The sequence below is a fragment of the Aminobacter sp. Y103A genome (assembly GCF_030294925.1).
GTDB classification, from domain to species: Bacteria; Pseudomonadota; Alphaproteobacteria; order Rhizobiales; family Rhizobiaceae; genus Aminobacter; species Aminobacter ciceronei.
On sequence record NZ_AP017989.1, the window covers coordinates 145,200 to 162,271 of the forward strand.

15 protein-coding genes and 4 pseudogenes are annotated in these 17,072 nt (G+C 59.8%); 14 read left to right on the forward strand and 5 right to left on the reverse strand.

Annotated features, from left to right (window positions below):
- The first annotated feature begins 493 nt into the window (after positions 1 to 493).
- Positions 494 to 1,191 (forward strand): annotated as a pseudogene (locus tag Amn_RS31985) (IS6 family transposase).
- Here the strand turns inward: Amn_RS31985 and Amn_RS31990 are convergent.
- A pseudogene (locus Amn_RS31990) lies at positions 1,188 to 1,430 on the reverse strand (IS30 family transposase); the annotation flags it as partial. The pseudogenes Amn_RS31985 and Amn_RS31990 sit on opposite strands and share 4 nt — an antisense overlap.
- A 209-nt stretch (positions 1,431 to 1,639) precedes the next feature.
- On the reverse strand, positions 1,640 to 3,100 hold the full coding sequence (locus tag Amn_RS31995; protein WP_244750063.1) for an alpha/beta fold hydrolase: 1,461 nt from the start codon (positions 3,098 to 3,100) through the stop codon (positions 1,640 to 1,642).
- Positions 3,101 to 3,262: 162 nt separating this feature from the next.
- Between Amn_RS31995 and Amn_RS32000 the strand changes: the two genes are divergently transcribed.
- From Amn_RS32000 to Amn_RS32040, 9 genes and pseudogenes are all read left to right on the forward strand, one after another.
- Positions 3,263 to 3,499, forward strand: coding sequence for a vWA domain-containing protein (locus Amn_RS32000; protein WP_199202509.1), 237 nt, complete (start codon positions 3,263 to 3,265; stop codon positions 3,497 to 3,499).
- Positions 3,500 to 3,605: 106 nt separating this feature from the next.
- Complete coding sequence (locus Amn_RS32005; protein WP_199202508.1) at positions 3,606 to 5,117, forward strand: radical SAM protein; 1,512 nt, start codon at positions 3,606 to 3,608, stop codon at positions 5,115 to 5,117.
- Positions 5,118 to 5,196: 79 nt separating this feature from the next.
- On the forward strand, positions 5,197 to 6,498 hold the full coding sequence (locus Amn_RS32010) for a radical SAM/SPASM domain-containing protein (RefSeq protein ID WP_244750062.1): 1,302 nt from the start codon (positions 5,197 to 5,199) through the stop codon (positions 6,496 to 6,498).
- A gap of 123 nt (positions 6,499 to 6,621) precedes the next feature.
- On the forward strand, positions 6,622 to 7,677 hold the full coding sequence (locus Amn_RS32015) for a helix-turn-helix domain-containing protein (protein ID WP_199202507.1): 1,056 nt from the start codon (positions 6,622 to 6,624) through the stop codon (positions 7,675 to 7,677).
- Positions 7,678 to 7,985: 308 nt separating this feature from the next.
- Positions 7,986 to 8,387 (forward strand): IS66-like element accessory protein TnpA, encoded by a 402-nt coding sequence (gene tnpA / locus Amn_RS32020; protein WP_286288512.1) that lies wholly within the window; start codon positions 7,986 to 7,988, stop codon positions 8,385 to 8,387.
- The gene (gene tnpB / locus Amn_RS32025; RefSeq protein ID WP_286288509.1) at positions 8,384 to 8,731 is read left to right on the forward strand and encodes an IS66 family insertion sequence element accessory protein TnpB; all 348 of its coding nucleotides are present in this window, start codon (positions 8,384 to 8,386) and stop codon (positions 8,729 to 8,731) included. Before tnpA ends, tnpB begins: the two co-directional genes overlap by 4 nt.
- A 93-nt stretch (positions 8,732 to 8,824) precedes the next feature.
- Positions 8,825 to 10,408: an IS66 family transposase gene (tnpC, locus tag Amn_RS32030; protein WP_286299951.1), complete on the forward strand. Its 1,584-nt coding sequence runs from the start codon at positions 8,825 to 8,827 to the stop codon at positions 10,406 to 10,408.
- Positions 10,405 to 11,022: a plasmid pRiA4b ORF-3 family protein gene (locus tag Amn_RS32035; protein ID WP_286288506.1), complete on the forward strand. Its 618-nt coding sequence runs from the start codon at positions 10,405 to 10,407 to the stop codon at positions 11,020 to 11,022. Before tnpC ends, Amn_RS32035 begins: the two co-directional genes overlap by 4 nt.
- A gap of 33 nt (positions 11,023 to 11,055) precedes the next feature.
- A pseudogene (locus Amn_RS32040) lies at positions 11,056 to 11,475 on the forward strand (IS6 family transposase); the annotation flags it as partial.
- On the opposite strand, the gene Amn_RS32045 reads toward Amn_RS32040, so the two are convergent.
- A complete protein-coding gene (locus tag Amn_RS32045; protein ID WP_286299726.1) occupies positions 11,430 to 12,059 on the reverse strand; it encodes an ATP-dependent DNA ligase in 630 nt (209 codons plus the stop codon). The pseudogene Amn_RS32040 and the gene Amn_RS32045 sit on opposite strands and share 46 nt — an antisense overlap.
- A 599-nt stretch (positions 12,060 to 12,658) precedes the next feature.
- Here Amn_RS32045 and Amn_RS32050 point away from each other — a divergent pair.
- Positions 12,659 to 12,931 carry a hypothetical protein gene (locus tag Amn_RS32050; RefSeq protein WP_286299729.1) on the forward strand — a complete coding sequence of 91 codons (273 nt, stop codon included), beginning with the start codon at positions 12,659 to 12,661 and terminating at the stop codon, positions 12,929 to 12,931.
- Positions 12,932 to 12,954: 23 nt separating this feature from the next.
- Here the strand turns inward: Amn_RS32050 and Amn_RS32055 are convergent, their stop codons facing one another.
- Entirely contained in the window at positions 12,955 to 15,096 is a 2,142-nt protein-coding gene (locus tag Amn_RS32055; RefSeq protein WP_286299732.1) for a type IV secretory system conjugative DNA transfer family protein, read from the reverse strand.
- A pseudogene (locus tag Amn_RS32060) lies at positions 15,093 to 15,587 on the reverse strand (ATPase, T2SS/T4P/T4SS family); the annotation flags it as partial. The pseudogene Amn_RS32060 and the gene Amn_RS32055, both read right to left, overlap by 4 nt.
- Here Amn_RS32060 and Amn_RS32065 point away from each other — a divergent pair.
- The 3 genes from Amn_RS32065 to Amn_RS32075 are packed head-to-tail and all read left to right on the forward strand — an operon-like array spanning position 15,532 to position 17,017.
- On the forward strand, positions 15,532 to 15,768 hold the full coding sequence (locus Amn_RS32065; RefSeq protein WP_286299961.1) for a hypothetical protein: 237 nt from the start codon (positions 15,532 to 15,534) through the stop codon (positions 15,766 to 15,768). The pseudogene Amn_RS32060 and the gene Amn_RS32065 sit on opposite strands and share 56 nt — an antisense overlap.
- Entirely contained in the window at positions 15,765 to 16,307 is a 543-nt protein-coding gene (locus Amn_RS32070; RefSeq protein WP_286299734.1) for a thermonuclease family protein, read from the forward strand. Before Amn_RS32065 ends, Amn_RS32070 begins: the two co-directional genes overlap by 4 nt.
- Entirely contained in the window at positions 16,304 to 17,017 is a 714-nt protein-coding gene (locus Amn_RS32075; protein WP_286299739.1) for a thermonuclease family protein, read from the forward strand. Before Amn_RS32070 ends, Amn_RS32075 begins: the two co-directional genes overlap by 4 nt.
- Positions 17,018 to 17,072: the final 55 nt, after the last annotated feature.

A 17,072-nucleotide genomic window follows, 5' to 3' on the forward strand; every position in this document is an offset into this window, starting at 1 on the left:
CTTACTTCGGCAGCACGGTAGGGTGCGTGAAACCTTCTTTACGTTTGCGTTATGCTCGTGCAGAAGAAAGCCGACAACAACATCGACCCTCTGATCGAGCTCACCGCCGGTGTCGTATCAGCCTATTGTCCAACCGGTCCCTGTGGGCGATCTTCCTGCCCACGGCGGCGAGCAATGCCGCCCGTTCTTTGTGCCCATTCGGCCGGTTGTCGGCGACCCGCAAGCCGGGTATGTGCCCGCTAAAGGTTTGCGTATGTTTGATCGGGTTCTGCCTTTTTCTCGGGGCTGGCTTTACTGTTGGGTGGCGTCTGCGCGCAGCGATGATGGCATCATTATTCCGAGATCGCTTGATGCCAGGCGACTCTTTGACAAAGAGCCGCCCCGCCTGCAACAACCACAGAACGAAACCAGCGTGTTTCCGGTTGCCACAGGAGCCGGAGAGGCGTTGTCAACTTAACTCGCGTTCAGGGATTTGCGGCATAGACCCGATGTCATGAACACCGCAACCGTCAGCTACAAGCGCCATCGTTTCCCGCCGCAGATCATCGCCAATGCGGTCTGGCTCTACTACAGGTTCCCCTTGAGCCTGCGTCTCGAGGAAATGCTGCTGGATCGCGGGATCCTGTGGTTTTGTATGAGACAATCCGCCGGTGGGGCATCAAGTTCGGTCCGCAGTACGCTCGCCGCTTGCGCCGCAAGCAGCACAGCCGAAACGATGTTTGGCACCTGGACGAGGTCGTCATCACCATCGCCGGCAGGAAACACTGGTTGTGGCGCGCCGTTGACCAGGATGGCTATGTGCTCGACGAGATCGTCCAGAACCGCCGCAACACCAAAGCGGCCAAGCGCTTGCTGACGCGGCTGCTGAAGAAGCAAGGCGTGATGCCGGACGTCGAGCATCGGTCGCATAAGGGATTGAACAACCGTGCCGAGAATTCGCATGTGCCGCTGCGAAAACGGGAGCGGATTATGCAAGGCTTCCGACCACCAGGAGCACTGTAACGCTTCGTTTCGATCTTCTCGGCTCTGCGCAATCTCTTCGTCCCGCCCCGCTCAAAACGCTGCGCTCTCGCTACACATATTCACCGCCTGCAGGCCATGGCGGAATGGAAAGCCGTGGCCATGGTCAGCGGACATCAGCGGCTGCAGGTCTCAACGCGTGTATGGACACAACGTGACATCCCTACTTGATAGATGGCTTCGTGGCTGATGCAGATCGTCTTGTCGTCCGGGAAGTCGATCGGCAAGCGTCGGGCAATCTGCTCCGGGCTCCAAGCCCTGGCCCATCGCCGATCCTTTCGCGGGCCATGCCGGCGGCCCTTCCACGGAACGGCGGGACCAGCAGCGGCAGCGCCACTCGGGGTCATGACTACGCCGGCCAGTCGCTGCTCCACATAAGTGCCCAACGTTGTGTTGAGCGCAAGCTTGGCTGCCGAAAACCCGGCCTCAAGACACGCATCGATCAGTCGTTCCTTCGCCACCGGGTCAAAGCGACGTGTGGCCGTCGATGTTAGAGTCTGACCAAAAAAGGCTTTAACGAAATCAAGCACTTTCGAGCCTGCGGGTGCGGAGGCGGATGTGGGCGACCGCCCTCAACACCATTTATGTGTAGACAACGTGACATCGCCCTTGTTCTGACCTATTGCACCCCCCCGCCCTGCTCTACGGGAGTGAAGGGAGGAGAGTCCAGGAGCGATGCTGTGTCGCGTGCCTGTAGGCCATGCAGGAAGAAGGCTCTGCGAACTGCACGCTGGTACTCGTGATCCAGTTCCAGTCGATGGCCACCCCGAACCAATAGGAAGCGGGCGCTGGGATAGGCCGATGCGATGGCTTTGCCTATTGCCGGAGAGAATACGACATCATCCTTTCCCGAGACGACCAAAACCTCCCCCTGAAAACGGCTCCGATCCAACTGCAGATTCGGCAAGGGCGCATGCTGATGCAGAAAATTCTTTAGGATTTCTGCGGACCACTGGTAGAGTGGGAGGTCGTACCCATATGAGCAGGCCCCATTCTGCAGATCGGTTCCAAGTAGCTCGTACATCCGCACTTTCGCGGCATCGGCGGCAGGCAGGCCTAGCAGGGCGCGGCTGAGCCACCAGTTCAGGCTCGGGTGCAGCTCATACCAAGCATACGGTAAGGGGTTGTGGCTTAGCTCTGCGCGGATGACCTTACGAAGTGTTGCCAAGCCCGACTGTCCTTGTCGCCCGAGTTGAAAGAGCATATAAGCCAAGCTCAGGCGCCTGCCATTCTGATGCCTTGCAATCTCTGACAGGGTGTCAGCGGCCCCCGGATCGAACTCAGCGAAGTTGCGAGCGAAGGTCCATCGCTGCTGGCGGGCTAAGTCCGGCGCTCCCGTGGTGGCCAGCAATGCCCGGGCTACGTGTTCCCCATGTCGATCCAGGTATTGTTGGGCAAGTACGCCCGCGCCTGAGGCTCCGAAAATCATGATGCGCCCGCCTGACGGAAGCAGCCTCGCTGAAACCATGTCCTGCCTTACGCGTTCGATATCCTCGACGCGCTGCCAGGAGCCATAAAGGTTCATTGCGCGGCGCAGATCCAGCTTGCCGTTTGGATAGACCTCCGGGAAAACCGTGGGGCTGTGGCCGCGATGGCCGATCAGCACATAAGATACCCCAGGCAGCTGCTCATCAAAGAAAGAGAAATCAACGCCCGGGCCAACTATTTCCATTTGCCCGTCCGTCAGAAAAAAGACTACGGGACCTTGGGGATTGAAGTTAGGGCTGAGCACATAGAACGCGCGAAAGCGTCCGCTGCTTTCATCTGCATAATCAATCGGAAGAGTAAGATATCGATGGTGCGCATCTGGTGGCATCTGCGGGTAGTACGCATCCAGCGCGAGGCGCGCATTCGGTGGTTCTTGCGCCACATGCCATAGCGAATAGCCCCATATCCCACTTACCGCGCCAACAGTTAAGAGTATGACCAAAGCGGATCGAATCCTTCGACGGGAGTTTTTCATTGTGAAACCTGGCGTTGGCTGTGTGATGTGCGGATGGAGAATACTACTCAGTGCGATGAGGGATTTGCGGCTAACCGCGATGACATGAACACCGCGACCGTCAGCTACAAGCGGCATCGTTTTCGCCGCAAATCCCTCACCAGCATTTAGGTTGATAACACCCGCGCACTGTCAGTCAAGAAGGTTAAGAGACAGGCTGACCTGCATCAAGGCAGCCCAATCTGAAAACAGGCATAGTCGTAAACGTGGTTCATCCACACAACCTAATGGAGATGGAAAATGAAGACGATCGAAGAGCGCAAGGTTGTTACCGTCAAGGGCAGAGAAGTCGATTTCGGGACTTTGCTGCACCAGTATGAGTCTGACAAGTTGATCCAGGAGATGCAGACCCTGATCAAGAAAAAGGGCCTCAAGGTCGACCTCGTTCCTGGCGAGGGAGCACCGACGTTGGGAGAGCCCCTACTCGCATCGGGCTGCGACAGCTGCACCGTCTGTCCCTGCATGATCTGCTGGTAGGCCAATCCAGTGGTCAGGATACCATCCGGATCCAAGCGCATCTGGATGGTACCGGCCAAGTAGAGGATTCGGTCAACTCCGGCAAGAGTGCGAGAGAGACAGTGCGATGACGACAAAGCTACCCATAAGACCAGATCAGTTTGTCGCAGTGCGCCGGGACTTCGTCTTCACACAAGATGGGAATCGGCCAATTCTCTATCCTCTTGACTACATCAACACGCACATCCATTTCTTAACTCCGATCCAGGGATTCGCCCTATCGTTACTGGATGGCGTCTCGCGCTTTTCCGAGATCGATCTCTTCTTCCGTCAACTTTTTCCGGAGGCAGCGGCTGGGAGCCTCGTCGAGACACTCTCCGGCGTCGACGCTCTGGTGCGCGCCAGCGTATCGGCTACGGGAATTGGTGCTCACGGCATCGTGGAGATTGCCGATAACCCGATTACCGAGGCGCTCCGCTTCGACCCGCGCTGTTTCGTCATTGATCAGCAGGCATATTCGCGTGTGATGCAGGAGATCAAGACCCGATTCCGTCTAGAAGCGCCGATCAACCTCTATACGGTCTTCACACATCGCTGCCAAACCGACTGCCTTTACTGCTACGCCGACCGACGCATCAAAGCAGGCAAGGAGATGCGTCTTGAACGTTGGCGCGAGTTGATCGAGGAGGCAGCCTCTATGGGGGTGCGGATGTGCTCACCCGATAATGGGGACACCTTCGTGCGGCAGGACGGGATCGACTTTCTCAATCTGCTTGTCGAGCACGAGATGCTGTTCCTCCTATCGACGAAAGCATTTCTGGACCGTAACGCGGTCGCGCGGCTAGTCGATGCCGGGTTCAAGGAGAAGATCAACGGCGTGGTCGAACGGCCTGTGCAACTTAGCTTCGATGCCGCCGACGACCACATGAATATGCGCGTGCTGAACGTCAGGAAACCCCGCACGCAACTGGCGGCCATGACCTTCGAGAGCTTTATGACTTTCGGCATACAGCCTATCATAAAGGCGGTCATTACTGGATTAAATGTCGATCAACCGAAGAAAATCGTTGAGTTCTTCTATCCTCGCGGCGCTCGCACCTTCAGTTTTGTGCGTTATTCGCGCTCATTCCACCGTCACAGCGACGATCTGTTCGTTACGGGCGCACATCACGCAACGCTTGCCCGCGAGTTTGAGGCAATCCGAGCCAAGTATCCGGACATCGCGCTAAACGAAAATCTGTCGATCGCCCCAACGCCGGCTGGAGAGCTGACGTCGGAGCGCAAGCTGCAGATCTGGAGCCAGCGGATTGGCTGCGGAGGCGGGTGGCACGCTCTCGGCATCGGTCCCGACGGCGGCGCCTTCCTGTGCGAACAGATGGCCTACGAGGAGCCATTCCTGGTGGGCGACGCCCGACACCAATCGTTGCGCGAAATCTGGACTGGTTCCCGATTGCTCAACTTTATCCATCCGAGCCGCGAGCGGTTTGCCGGGTCCAGTTGTGAGGCCTGTTCGTCCTTCGAGAGCTGCGTGTGGGAGAAGGGTCGATGTTACCGGGACGCCTATTTCTCCTATGGCTCGGTCCACACCACGCCGCCGTTGTGCCCTTTCAACGACAAGCCGGGCGTGCGGCTCAGCTAAGGGAAGCGTTACGACCATGACTATGGCCCGGAATTGGAAACCGTCAAGCTTCAACATGCCCTTCAGTGAGTCAGACGACATGACTCTGCTGCTTAACGCGAGAAACGGCCAGACTCTTGAACTGGATATGGCCGGCTGGGCTATCGTCAAAAGGTGTCTCGACAGCCTAAAGCACGGAGACGCCGCGCCAGATCGCGAGCTTGTGAGCTGTCTCGCTACGCTTGGTTTCGTGGTGCCGGCCGAACTGGACGAATTCAGCGACGAGGAGGAGCGGCTACGCCTCAACAAGGTCGACAAATCACGCCTGTTTGTGACCATCGCGCCAACCATGGCTTGTAATCAGCACTGCAGCTACTGCTTCCAGCGCAGTATAGCCAAGACGAAGATCATGTCGGAAGAGCTGCAGCAAGCGACAGTGGAGTTCGTCCGTCGCCAACTGGGCGACAGCCGTCAGCTAGTCGTCCAGTGGTTCGGCGGCGAGCCGCTTATCGGTTATGCCGCAATCACTTTCATGACGCGGGCATTCAAGGCGATCTGTGCCGAGCGCGGCATCGACTACTATGCTGAGATGCTGACCAACGGCGTCCTGCTGACGCCGGAAAGGGTAGCCGCCCTGCCCGAACTCAGCATAAAGGCGCTGCAGATTTCCCTTGACGGCACGCCCGAAACCTATTCTGGGCGGCGACAGGTGCCAATAGCGAAGGCGGAGGCCCATTATCGGTTCTTGGCCGAGCACGTGCAGGACATCGTTGATGCCACTGGGTCCCTCACCATGCGCATCAACGTGGATCGGGATAACATTGAAGAGGCCAAATATGTCGTGCGTCTCTTCAAGAGCCACGGTGTGGTCGATCACCGCATCGATTTCCGTCTTGGTTTCATCAACACCAGCCGAGGTCTGGTGGATTGCGTGCCGCACGACTGTTTCACCAACACTGAGTTCGCCGAGAAGGAGTTGGTGTTTCGTCGCTTCCTCGAGGCGGAGGGATATATGGTGTTCGGTATGCCGCGGCCCAAGCGCTACCCTTGCACCGCGGTTGTGCGCAATTCGTTCACGATTGATCCACACGGCAACCTCGGCAAGTGCATCCCTGCTGTGGGCACATCCCAGTCGACATTCGCGCGCATTCTGCCGGACGATATGGATAGAACACTGCGGGACGTGACGACGGCTGAGATGCCATATGAGCGCTTCAACCCATTCCACAGCGAGGGGTGCGGTGGCTGCCTTATGCTGCCAACGTGCTTGGGCTCGTGCCCCAAGCACCATGTTAGCGGCCGCCGCGTGGTGGCCTGCGGCATGCGGGAGGGCTTCGGTGACAAGATCACCTTTTATCATCGCTTTCATAAGCGGCGGCTCGATGGCCGTACGCAGGTCTAGCGTTGGATTTGCTTCAACACGCCCCACGGAGGCAACTTACGATCGGAGGGCACCGTGGCAAGAGCCAAAGCTAAACGTCGGAGTATATCAGCCGTTGCGAAAGAGCGGCCAGAGGAGGGCTCAATGGCCCTCGCGCGTGAGCGGCTCGGTATCCTTGAGTTGGCGACGACGCTAGGCAACGTCGCGGAGGCGTGTCGTCGCGGCGGCATCGACCGCACGAGCTTCTACGCGTGGCGCCGCCGCTTTCGGGAGCAAGGCTTAATTGGATTGCAGGACCGGTCGCCGATTCCCCGCAATCACCCTCAGAAGACGCCACGGCAGACGGCAAGGCGGGTTGCGGCGCTCGCCTTGCAACATCCGGCATATGGTTGCAATCGCCTACAATATCTGCTGCATAGCGAGGGACTGCGCCTGTCGGCGGTCACGGTGCAGAAACTCTTGAGAGAGCGCGGCCTCGGCTGCCGTCGGCAGCGGTGGTTGACGCTTGAAGCGCTCGCTACTAAACGATCGCTCAGACTCACGGCCGAGCAGTCCGCTTTCGTCGAAGCCATCAACCCCAGCTTTCGTGAGCGTCACAGTGAAACTCAGGCGCCCGGGGAGGTGCTCTGCGCCAACATTCTGCCTGTTAGTCGCCTCCGTAACGAAGGCAAGATCTTTCTGTGTTTCGTCGTCGATATCTACTGCGCCTATGCCTTTGCAGCGCTTAAGGTCGGCTGGCATGAGCAAGCGCTCACCGAGTTGATGCAAAACTTCGTCGTACCATTCTATGGAGTGCGTGAGCTCGTAGTGAGGGAGGTGATCGCCAGCGCTGCGTTGCCATGCGGCGATTATGCGCCCACTTTCGCGACGGCTGAGATCAAATACCATGCCACTCGACTGCCCCCGGGGCATCTTCACGGCTTCGCCGAGCGTTTCGGCCGGATCGTATCCGGCGAGTTCTTTTGCGGTCGCCGTGCGGCGGTGGATCGTTTAGACATGGATTGCATGCAGACGGAGCTTAGGCTCTGGCTCGAAAAATACAACGCCAAGCGCTGTCTCGACGGCTATCGCAACTACGGGACTCCGCCGGCTGAGATGATGGACCGATGGCTCGCGGTACGCGTCCCACGACCAACTGAGCAGCCGACAATGTCAGGTGATCTGTCAAACAGCTTCCAAAACCGATTCCGTGGTTGTTGACACACGAGACCGCGCGGATCGCGCCTCGTTCGCTGCTTCGCGGACTGCGGAGCGTCTCTATGCTAGCGGACTACGTCGATATCTCCATCCGCTCGCACAGCTCACCGGCGGAACTGATCGTTGATAAGGCGTTGATAGGGGCCTTCAGCGGTCTGAAATAAAGGACTGAAAAGCCACGTTCGTTCCGATCGGCAACCTTCGTGAGGATCAAACACTGGTTGTGGCGCGCCGTATCCCTCCGGTGAGGACCGCCTTGCGGGCTGAGGGCGAACGTCGGAAGTCCTAGGGATAATCCTAGGAGTAGCCCTATGACGATGCCGCGGGTGGAGGTGATCACGTCGGTCGAGAGACGCCGGCGGTGGTCGCGTGAGGAGAAGGAGAGCCTGGTCGCGGCGTCTCTTGAGCCTGACGTGTCGGTGTCGGAAGTCGCGCGATCGGCGGGCATTCACGTCAGCCAACTCTTTCGATGGCGCAAGGACCTGTGTGATCGGGTCGATGCCGGTCCCTCGCAATTGGTCGCGGTCGAGATCGTTCCTGCTGCTGCGCCGCCCGCCGTTGAGGCGCCGGCGCCATCGGCGTCTCCCGGCCGACGTCGCCGCAAGAGCGGCATCATCGAGATCGAGCTTGGCGGCGGGCGCCGCGTCCGCGTCGATCGCGACGTAGATGCCGAGGCGCTGCGGCGCGTTCTGGACGCGCTCGGGTCCCGATGATCCCGGTTCCGAGCGGCGTGCGGGTATGGCTGGCGACCGGCCACACCGACATGAGGAAGGGCTTTCCGGGCCTGGCGCTGGTGGTGCAGGAGACGCTAAAGCGTGATCCGCACAATGGTCATCTGTTCGTCTTCCGCGGCCGTCGCGGCGATCTGATCAAGGTTCTGTGGCACGACGGCCAGGGCGCCTGCCTGTTCTCGAAGAAGCTCGAGCGCGGCCGCTTCATCTGGCCATCGCCGGCCGACGGCGCAGTCACTATCACGCCGGCCCAACTCGGCTATCTGCTCGAAGGCATTGATTGGCGCATGCCGCAGAAGACCTGGCGGCCGACGGCGACCGGCTGACGATTTTGGCCTTGCACATGGCGGTGGATGTGATTCCATCGATTGGTGTCCGCCGCTGAATCGCTCCCTTCCGACCTCGCCGCCGCCCACGCGATGATCCTCGCGGAGCGCGCCGCGCGCGTTGAGGCCGAAGCCCTTGCCGCCCGCGCGGCGGCGGTCAGTTCCGGGACGGAGGCGCTGATTGCACGACTGAAGCTGGAGATCGAGAAGCTCAGGCGCGAGCTCTATGGCAGCCGTTCGGAACGCAAGGCCAGGCTGCTCGAGCAGATGGTACTACAGCTCGAGGATCTGGAGGCGGACGCATCGGAGGACGAACTCGCTGCCGAGAGGGCGGCGTCCCAGACACAGACGGTTCGCTCATTCGAGCGCCGGCGCCCGTCGCGCAAGCCGTTCCCGGAGCATCTGCCGCGCGAGCGCGTGGTAATTGCCGCACCCGAGAGCTGCCCGTGCTGCGGATCGGTCCGGCTGTCTAAGCTGGGCGAGGACGTCACCGAGACGCTGGAGGTGATCCCGCGCCAGTGGAAGGTGATCCAGACGGTGCGCGAGAAGTTCTCGTGCCGGCAGTGCGAGGCGATCACGCAGCCACCGGCGCCGTTCCACGTCACGCCGCGCGGCTTTGCCGGCCCGAACCTGCTTGCCATGGTGCTGTTCGAGAAGTTCGGCCAGCACCAGCCGCTGAACCGGCAGAGTGAGCGTTATGCCCGCAAAGGCATCGAGCTGAGCCTGTCGACGCTGGCCGATCAGGTCGGCGCATGCGCGGTGGTGCTGCGTCCGCTGCATGCGCTGATCGAGGACCATGTGCTCTCGGCAGAGCGGCTTCACGGCGACGACACTACGGTGCCGATCCTGGCGAAGGGCAAGACGACCACCGGTCGAGCCTGGATCTATGTCCGCGACGATCGGCCCTTCGGCGGTGCATCACCACCGGCAGCCCTGTTCTACGCATCCCGCGACCGGTCCGGCGATCATCCCGAGCGGCACCTGAGGCAGTTCACCGGCATTCTGCAGGCCGACGCCTATGCCGGCTACAACCGGCTCTACCTCCGCGACCGCAAGCCCGGACCGGTGACGGAGGCGCTCTGCTGGAGCCATGCGCGGCGCAAGTTCTTCGTGCTTGCCGACATCGCCGCCAATGCTCGTCGGGGAAAGGCCGCGCCGCCGATCTCGCCGATCGCCTTCGAAGCCGTCAAACGCATCGATCTCCTGTTCGACATCGAGCGCGACATCAACGGCTTGGCTGGCGAGCAGCGTCTTGTCGTCAGGACCGAAAGAAGCGCGCCGCTCGTCGCCGAGCTGGAAGCATGGATGCGTGGCGAGCGTGCCAGGCTCTCGCGCCACGCCCCGGTCGCCCAGGCGATCGACTACATGCTCAAACGCTGGGCGGGCTTCGCTCGTTTCCTCGAAGACGGGTGCATCTGCCTGACGAACAATGCTGCCGAACGGGCGCTGCGCGGCTTGGCTCTCGGCAGAAAGTCGTGGCTCTTCGCTGGGTCGGACCGTGGCGCCGATCGCGCGGCCGTCATGTATACCCTGATCGGCACGGCAAAGCTCAATGATGCTGACCCGCAGGCTTGGCTCGCCGATGTGCTCGCCCGCATCGCCGACACGCCGCAAAGCCGGCTGTCCGAACTCCTGCCGTGGAACTGGAAGGCGCAATCTGCAAGATTGGCGGCATGAGCCACGCCGATCGCATCGCCCGCATCAGGATCCAGCTCGATGACTGGCAGCCAGCCATCTGGCGGCGCGCCGAGGTGCCGCTGACGGCAACGCTCAAGGCCTTGCACGACGTAATCCAGGCGGCCATGCCGTTTGACGACTATCACCTGTTCGAGTTCCGCGCCGACGGAAGGCGCTACGCCATCCCTAATCCCGAATGGGATAGCCTGCGCGATAAAACCTACTCGGCGAAGACCTTGCGGCTCGGCTCGCTGGTCGATCGCGGCATCATGCAACTGACCTACACCTACGACTTCGGTGACGACTGGAGGCACACGATCACGATCGAGGCGGTCGCCGATGCCGATCCCGCCGCCGAGTATCCCCGCTACATCGACGGCGCCGGCCGCGCCCCACCCGAAGATGTCGGCGGCATCCCCGGCTTCGAACTGTTCCTCGACGCCATCGCCGATCCCAAGCACGAGCAGCATCGCGAACTCAAGCGCTGGCACGGCCGTCCGTTCGATCCCGCACATGCCGATGAAGACGAAATCCAAACCCGGATGAAAAAGCTCGCCAGACGCCGCGCTCTCGGCAAGGTCGGCTTCGAGAAAAGCCGTAGTCAGGCACGCTGACAATCCAAGGCGGCCGCGGCCCCCACCGGAGGCTTACGGCGCGCCGTTGACCAGGATGGCTATGTGCTCGACGAGATCGTCCAGAACCGCCGCAACACCAAAGCGGCCAAGCGCTTGCTGACGCGGCTGCTGAAGAAGCAAGGCGTCGCGCCGAAGCGCATGATCACCGACAAGCTGCGCTCCTATGGAGCAGCCAGGCGACAGGTGATGCCGGACGTCGAGCATCGGTCGCATAAGGGATTGAACAACCGTGCCGAGAATTCGCATGTGCCGCTGCGAAAACGGGAGCGGATTATGCAAGGCTTCCGATCACCAGGAGCACTGCAACGCTTCGTTTCGATCTTCTCGGCTCTGCGCAATCTCTTCGTCCCGCCCCGCTCAAAACGCTGCGCTCTCGCTACACATCTTCACCGCCTGCAATGTTCCTGGACGCGCAGCAGCGATGCGTGGCGCAACTTGTCTTCGCCCCGTAGGTGCTTGACGTGGCCCTTCAGGCCCGGCTTGACCCACGTTGTCGCCTGCCGCTTCACCCCCTCAGGTGCCGGCCCGGCGTGCTCCTGAACGCGCTTCCACAGCCGTTCCCGCATCTCACGGTTCAGCGTGATAAAAGCGGATCCGACATATTTGCGGGTGCCTGGCTCTCCCATGAGGGCGAAGGCGGGCTTGCCCTCTCCCGCTGGACGCCGAGCAATTCGAGGTCGCTCACGATATAGCTTTTGGTCTTCAGCCATGCCGTCGTAGGCGACGAAGTAGAGGTCATGCTGTCGTCGCGTGATTGCTCGCCGAAGCGCGGCGAAATCCGGAAGTCCGGCATCGTTGGTGACGATCGTTTCACCATCGACGATCGCCGTCTCGACATCGAGCGCCTTCGCGGCTTCGACCAGGTCGCGATATTCTGCAGACCAGTCGAGGCCCCGCCTGGTGTAGATGCGAACATCCGGGCCGTTGATGACGATCTGCGAGCGGTAGCCGTCGAGCTTGACCTCGTGAATCCAGTCATCCCCCTCGGGAGGCTTCGCAACCAGGGTCGGCAACATCGGTGGAATGAACGCCAGCCGGCCAGTGCCGGCACTCACTTGTTAAGGCACGGGATCGAGTCTAGGCCCGCACGATCTGGGGGCTAGGGGAACGGAACATGATCATTTTATTAAATTAGCAAGGACTGATGTATGGAAGGGCCTATATTCACCTCAGCCGGCAAAAACTACCCCCGTAAGCCGGTTAAGCTCGGCGCCAGTCCCCCCTCGATGCGACGCCGGGCCGCTGTTCTGAAACCGAACGGCGGCAATGGCGGGCGGCGGCTCGGTTTTGAGCATTGTCGACGCTTTTGGGTGCCTGCGTCCTCTACGTGCTCGTCGGCACTTGATGTTCTTCCTGCCATTGCCGACCTCCCCCTGTAGGGTAATATCGAGGTCTTGGAGGGGCAAGAGCTGGTGAGCTTTATGCCGCTATTGGAACGCAGCCAGTGTGATTGTCTTAAACACTCATCCTGGCAGCGGGGGGAATGATAATGCGCTTAAGAATGATCCTGCCACTCCTTCTTCTCTGTCCGCACTTCTGTTACGCAGATTCGGCCACAGTCGAATTAGCGAACGAGAGTTGGCTGGCATTTCAATGTTCCTATTACGCGAACACCATGGAAGGCGAAGGTGCCGAAAAAGCCAGACTAAGCAAACTCGCTTATGTTTGGGGCACTAAATATTTGACTGCTGCCAACGAGGGTCTGGTAGCCAACAGTGAGTTGCTCAACATACCGAGGGAGTTCATCTATCCAGGGCCGAGCATAGATTACGTGCTTGGGGCAGTGTCGGTATTTGCTATGGATATGGACGGAGCTAAGAACCACATGGATAATCTGTCCAGGTGGGCAGCTGCGGAATACAAGAAGAAGAACTGCCAACATCTCTAACGCCTAAACCCACCCTCGGCTTTTTATGCTGGGATTTCCACGGCCTCCAGGCCGAGTTCGACGGGGTCGGGGACCGTCGTTGCGAAAATATCGAGATAGTTTCGCCGTTTCGTCGGCGACACTTGGCCGAGCTTTTCGACTTTCTGAGAAACCGTTTCCTTGAGGCGTTCAGCGCTAGGTTTCAGGCTTTCTTCGGCAAACTTAATCCGCGCGTCGATAGCCGCTACGTCCGGTGTCGCCTCCGCTTCGTTTCCAGATCCACCACTCGAAGCCGCTTTAGCGCGTTTCGGTTTCGGCAGGCTAACTTTGCGATTCACGGTGCGAGCTGCGGACTCCTTTGTTGCCGGCGCCGGTTTCACGGTCGCAGCGATAGTTGGTATTGCCTCAGCGCCATTAACTGGTGATGACATTCTCTTTTCGAAATCAGCCATCCCGGTAGTCGGGGCACCGACATCTTCGGCGGGCTGGCCTGCCCGGTTGTAATCGTCGGTCAAAGCCGGAACCGGCTGTACCGGGAGATATTCGATCGGTGGCACATCCGGCATGTGAGTCTGCGAAAAGGCTTCAGCGGACTTGAATGGCTGTGTCTCGAAAAATCGCAGCTTGTCGCCCAAGATCGGGCGCTGGCCTTCAACAAGCAGTACCATCTTTCTCTCCGGCATCTGCCGGATTTCCTGTGGCATCATCAGGTCACGCTCGCGAATCTGTTCGACCTTCGTGCGCCTTGGCAGGCCGAAGAGCTCGATCGTGCGCGATTCCGACTGGTAGCGGATGGTCCGCTTGCCGAGCGCACGGGATGCATAGTCGGCGGTCGCCTGATCATTCGCACCTAGAATGAGCTGATAACCACAATTGCCGAGCAGCGAATGCCGGGAGGTTTCGCCGTAAATCTCGTCGAGATTCTTCAAGTCCTGGATGATGATGGCGAGCTTGATATTATACCCTGCCACATAGGGCAGTTTGGTCATGATTTCGTCCATCTTCTTCAACTGCCGAAACTCGTCGAGCAGGAAGTAGACCGGCAGTGAGTTCGGATCGTGCTCGAGGGTAAGAATGTCCATTGTCTGTTGCACGAACAACGTCAGGAGCGGCTTGAGCAGCGTGATATCCGTGATGTTGGGCGCGAGGTAGACGGAGATCGGCCGACGCTTCATCGCACGGAGATCCATGTCGGTGACGTTCGTTGCGGCGACGACACGCTCGTTCTTGAATGGCCGCATCGCCTTCTGAATATCGAGCAAGGCTGAAGCGGCGGCGCGCTCGGAAAGGGCTAGGTAGGCGTTGAAGCTTTCCAACGTGAATTTGGACAGGTACGGCTCTTTTGCCTTGATGAATTTCATCAACGCCTGCAGGTCGACGCCGCTGTTGAAGAACGAGTTGACCTCCCCGAGATTGCGCCGGCCGTTATAAAACGGGCTTTCCAGCACATAGCTGATAGCGCCTGCCATGACCTGTTGAGCGGTCGCCTGCCACACCGAGTTTTCGGATTCGGTGTTTTCGGGAACGAGAATACTCGCAGTGTTCTGGATATCGGTCGTGCGATTTCCGCGTTCCTGGCGAATGAAGTCGAGAGGGTTGTAGCGGTTCGTCCGCTCCGCGCCTGGCGCGAAAAGGAAGACCTGGCTGCCGCTGCGTCGGCGATATCCGGCCGTCGCCTTGAAAATCTCTCCCTTGAGGTCGGTAACGATCATCGACCCTTCATGCAGCAACGCATTCGGAATGACATAGCCGGCGCCTTTGCCCGATCTTGTTGGCCCGATGATCAGATGGTGACGATCATCCTTGGTGCGCAGGATATTGCGGCCGACACGACCGAAGACATGGCCGACTTTGCGAAACCACTTGCCGCGGCGCAGAGAGGCGATGTCCTGAAAGGCCGCGTCACCGAGTGGGCTGCCTTGCGGCCGAAGGCCGATGTAAGAGACGAGGCCGCCGGCGAGGAGGGCAGGGACGAGCGCCCCGATCGCGACCATCTGCAATGTGGTGTTGCTCTTGTAGAGCCAGAATTGTTGCAATGGGGCGAATGGATTGGTGGTGATCGTCGCTTCGAGAATGCGGCCGTCACGGAAAAAAATCTGGAGGCCGAGGCCATAGCCGAGAATCCAGACTGCAAACACGATTGCGGTGCAGAAGAACAGGTAAAAGGCCTTATAGCCCTGGCTCATGATTCATCCCGGGCAAAGAAGATTTCCGACACGCCGCGCTTGCCGCCGTCGCGGCGGAGCTGGATGACGATCGGGATGACCATCTGAATGTAGGACATCAGATCGGCCTTGGAATAACCTGACGACATGCCAGCCTGTTGCATCATCATGGCAAGTTGCTCGTAGGCACCCATCGGCGTGTCGGCATGGACAGTGGACATGCTGCCGGGGTGGCCGGTGTTGATCGCGCGGAGGAACGAGAAAGCTTCGGCGCCGCGGATTTCGCCGACAAACAGGCGGTCGGGGCGCATGCGAAGCGATGCTTCGAGCAGGCTTTGAATCGTCACGTCAGCCGTGCCCTGATCGCCCTTTGAGGCGACGAGGTGCACCTTGTTGGCCTGGGGCGGGAACAGTTCGCGTGTATCTTCCAACGTCAGAACGCGCTCATGGGCATCGATGCTTTTCAAGCATGCGTTGAGAAACGTCGTTTTGCCGGAGGAAGTGCCGCCGCTGAATCCCGGCAGCCTCGATTCCGTTGATATGTTCGAGGAGCAGCTTTTGTCCCTTGGCGCGTTGCGCCTGACAAAAAAGCCCGATGGCTCCTATGACCGGCCGGACCTCGCGCAGGCCGAAGATGTCGGCAAAGAAGGGTCCTACGGCATGTGGGCCGATCCGCGAGTGAAGGCCCAATGAGGTGTTCACTCGCCCTTACGCTCACCGTGGCCAGTGTTGCAACGGCGCTTAGTGCGCCTGACGGCTATTTTGACCTGGAGCCGGGCATAACACTGGAAACCGGCGACACCTGGGTTGCAGAGGGGCAACGCTATCGCCTGTTTGGGGTTCAATCCTGCCTTCGCGGCACCAACTACACCGACTTGAAGCGGCAAAAGCGCGATTGTGGCGATGCGTCCCTGGCAATGTTTGCTGCCTATATCAAGGACACCAAGCCGGTTTGCGCGCCGGTCGCCAAGACCGCGGACCTAACCTACGTCATCTGCTATGCCACCGTTGGCAAGGATCGCCTCGACCTCGCCACCATGATGATTTCGAGCGGCTACGCCTTCGCTTCGCTCGATGATCAGGGCATGCCAATTCATCCGCCGTACTCCGTGGCCGAGCTGGACGCCCGCGAACGCAAGGCCGGTCTCTGGCAGTTCCCCGATGTTGTACACCCGGCAGTCCTGTTGGCCAAGACAGCCAACGAGCGCGCCAAGAAGGAGGCGAAGCAATGAAAGCCCAACTCCTCTTGTCGGCAGCAATGCTTGCCCTCACCGCTGAGGCCGTCGAAGCGGCGGATGTCATCAGGAATGAGCCTGTCCGCAAGGTCTACCGGCCAGCCGTAGAACCATCCGCCGCCCAGGTGACCCGGGTGCATCCTGTTCTAAGGGGGCGGGTCGCGGTCATGGACGGGCGGACGCTCTGGTACCCTCAGTACGCACAGAGCGTCCAATTGGCCGACATCGACGCTTGCGAGCTGCCGCAATGGGCACTCGATCCCAAGTGGGAAGACCGTGAGAGAGTGAAGGCTCCTCCACCCGTCCCGTGCGGACCATTTGCCAAGGCATGGCTTAAACGGACGGTCGGCAACAAGTCGGTGACCTGCAACGTCGTCTCCTACAGAGTCGACGGTACGGCGATCGCGCGTTGCACCACCGGCGCTCGAGATCTTGCCCTGGAAATGCTTCGTGTTGGCTGGGCGCGAGTTGCCTCGCCCTATCTCGTCAATGGCCAATATGCCGCCTATCAGCGTTACGCCATGGCCGCGCGCTACGGCATGTGGGCAACCTACGTGCTCGACATGAATGAATGGCGCCGCAAGGCGGTCGACAAGACGCCAGATCGCCGGCCGATCGCTGATTTCAATCTGCTGGCCGAACGCGAGAGTGAAATATCCCCGCCTTTTGCCGATGCCCGCAAGCGACCGTTGAGGACAGACCGATAGCTGCCGGACTTCGTCTACATGGCAGACGCTTCGAAGCGAACCGCTCCACCCAACG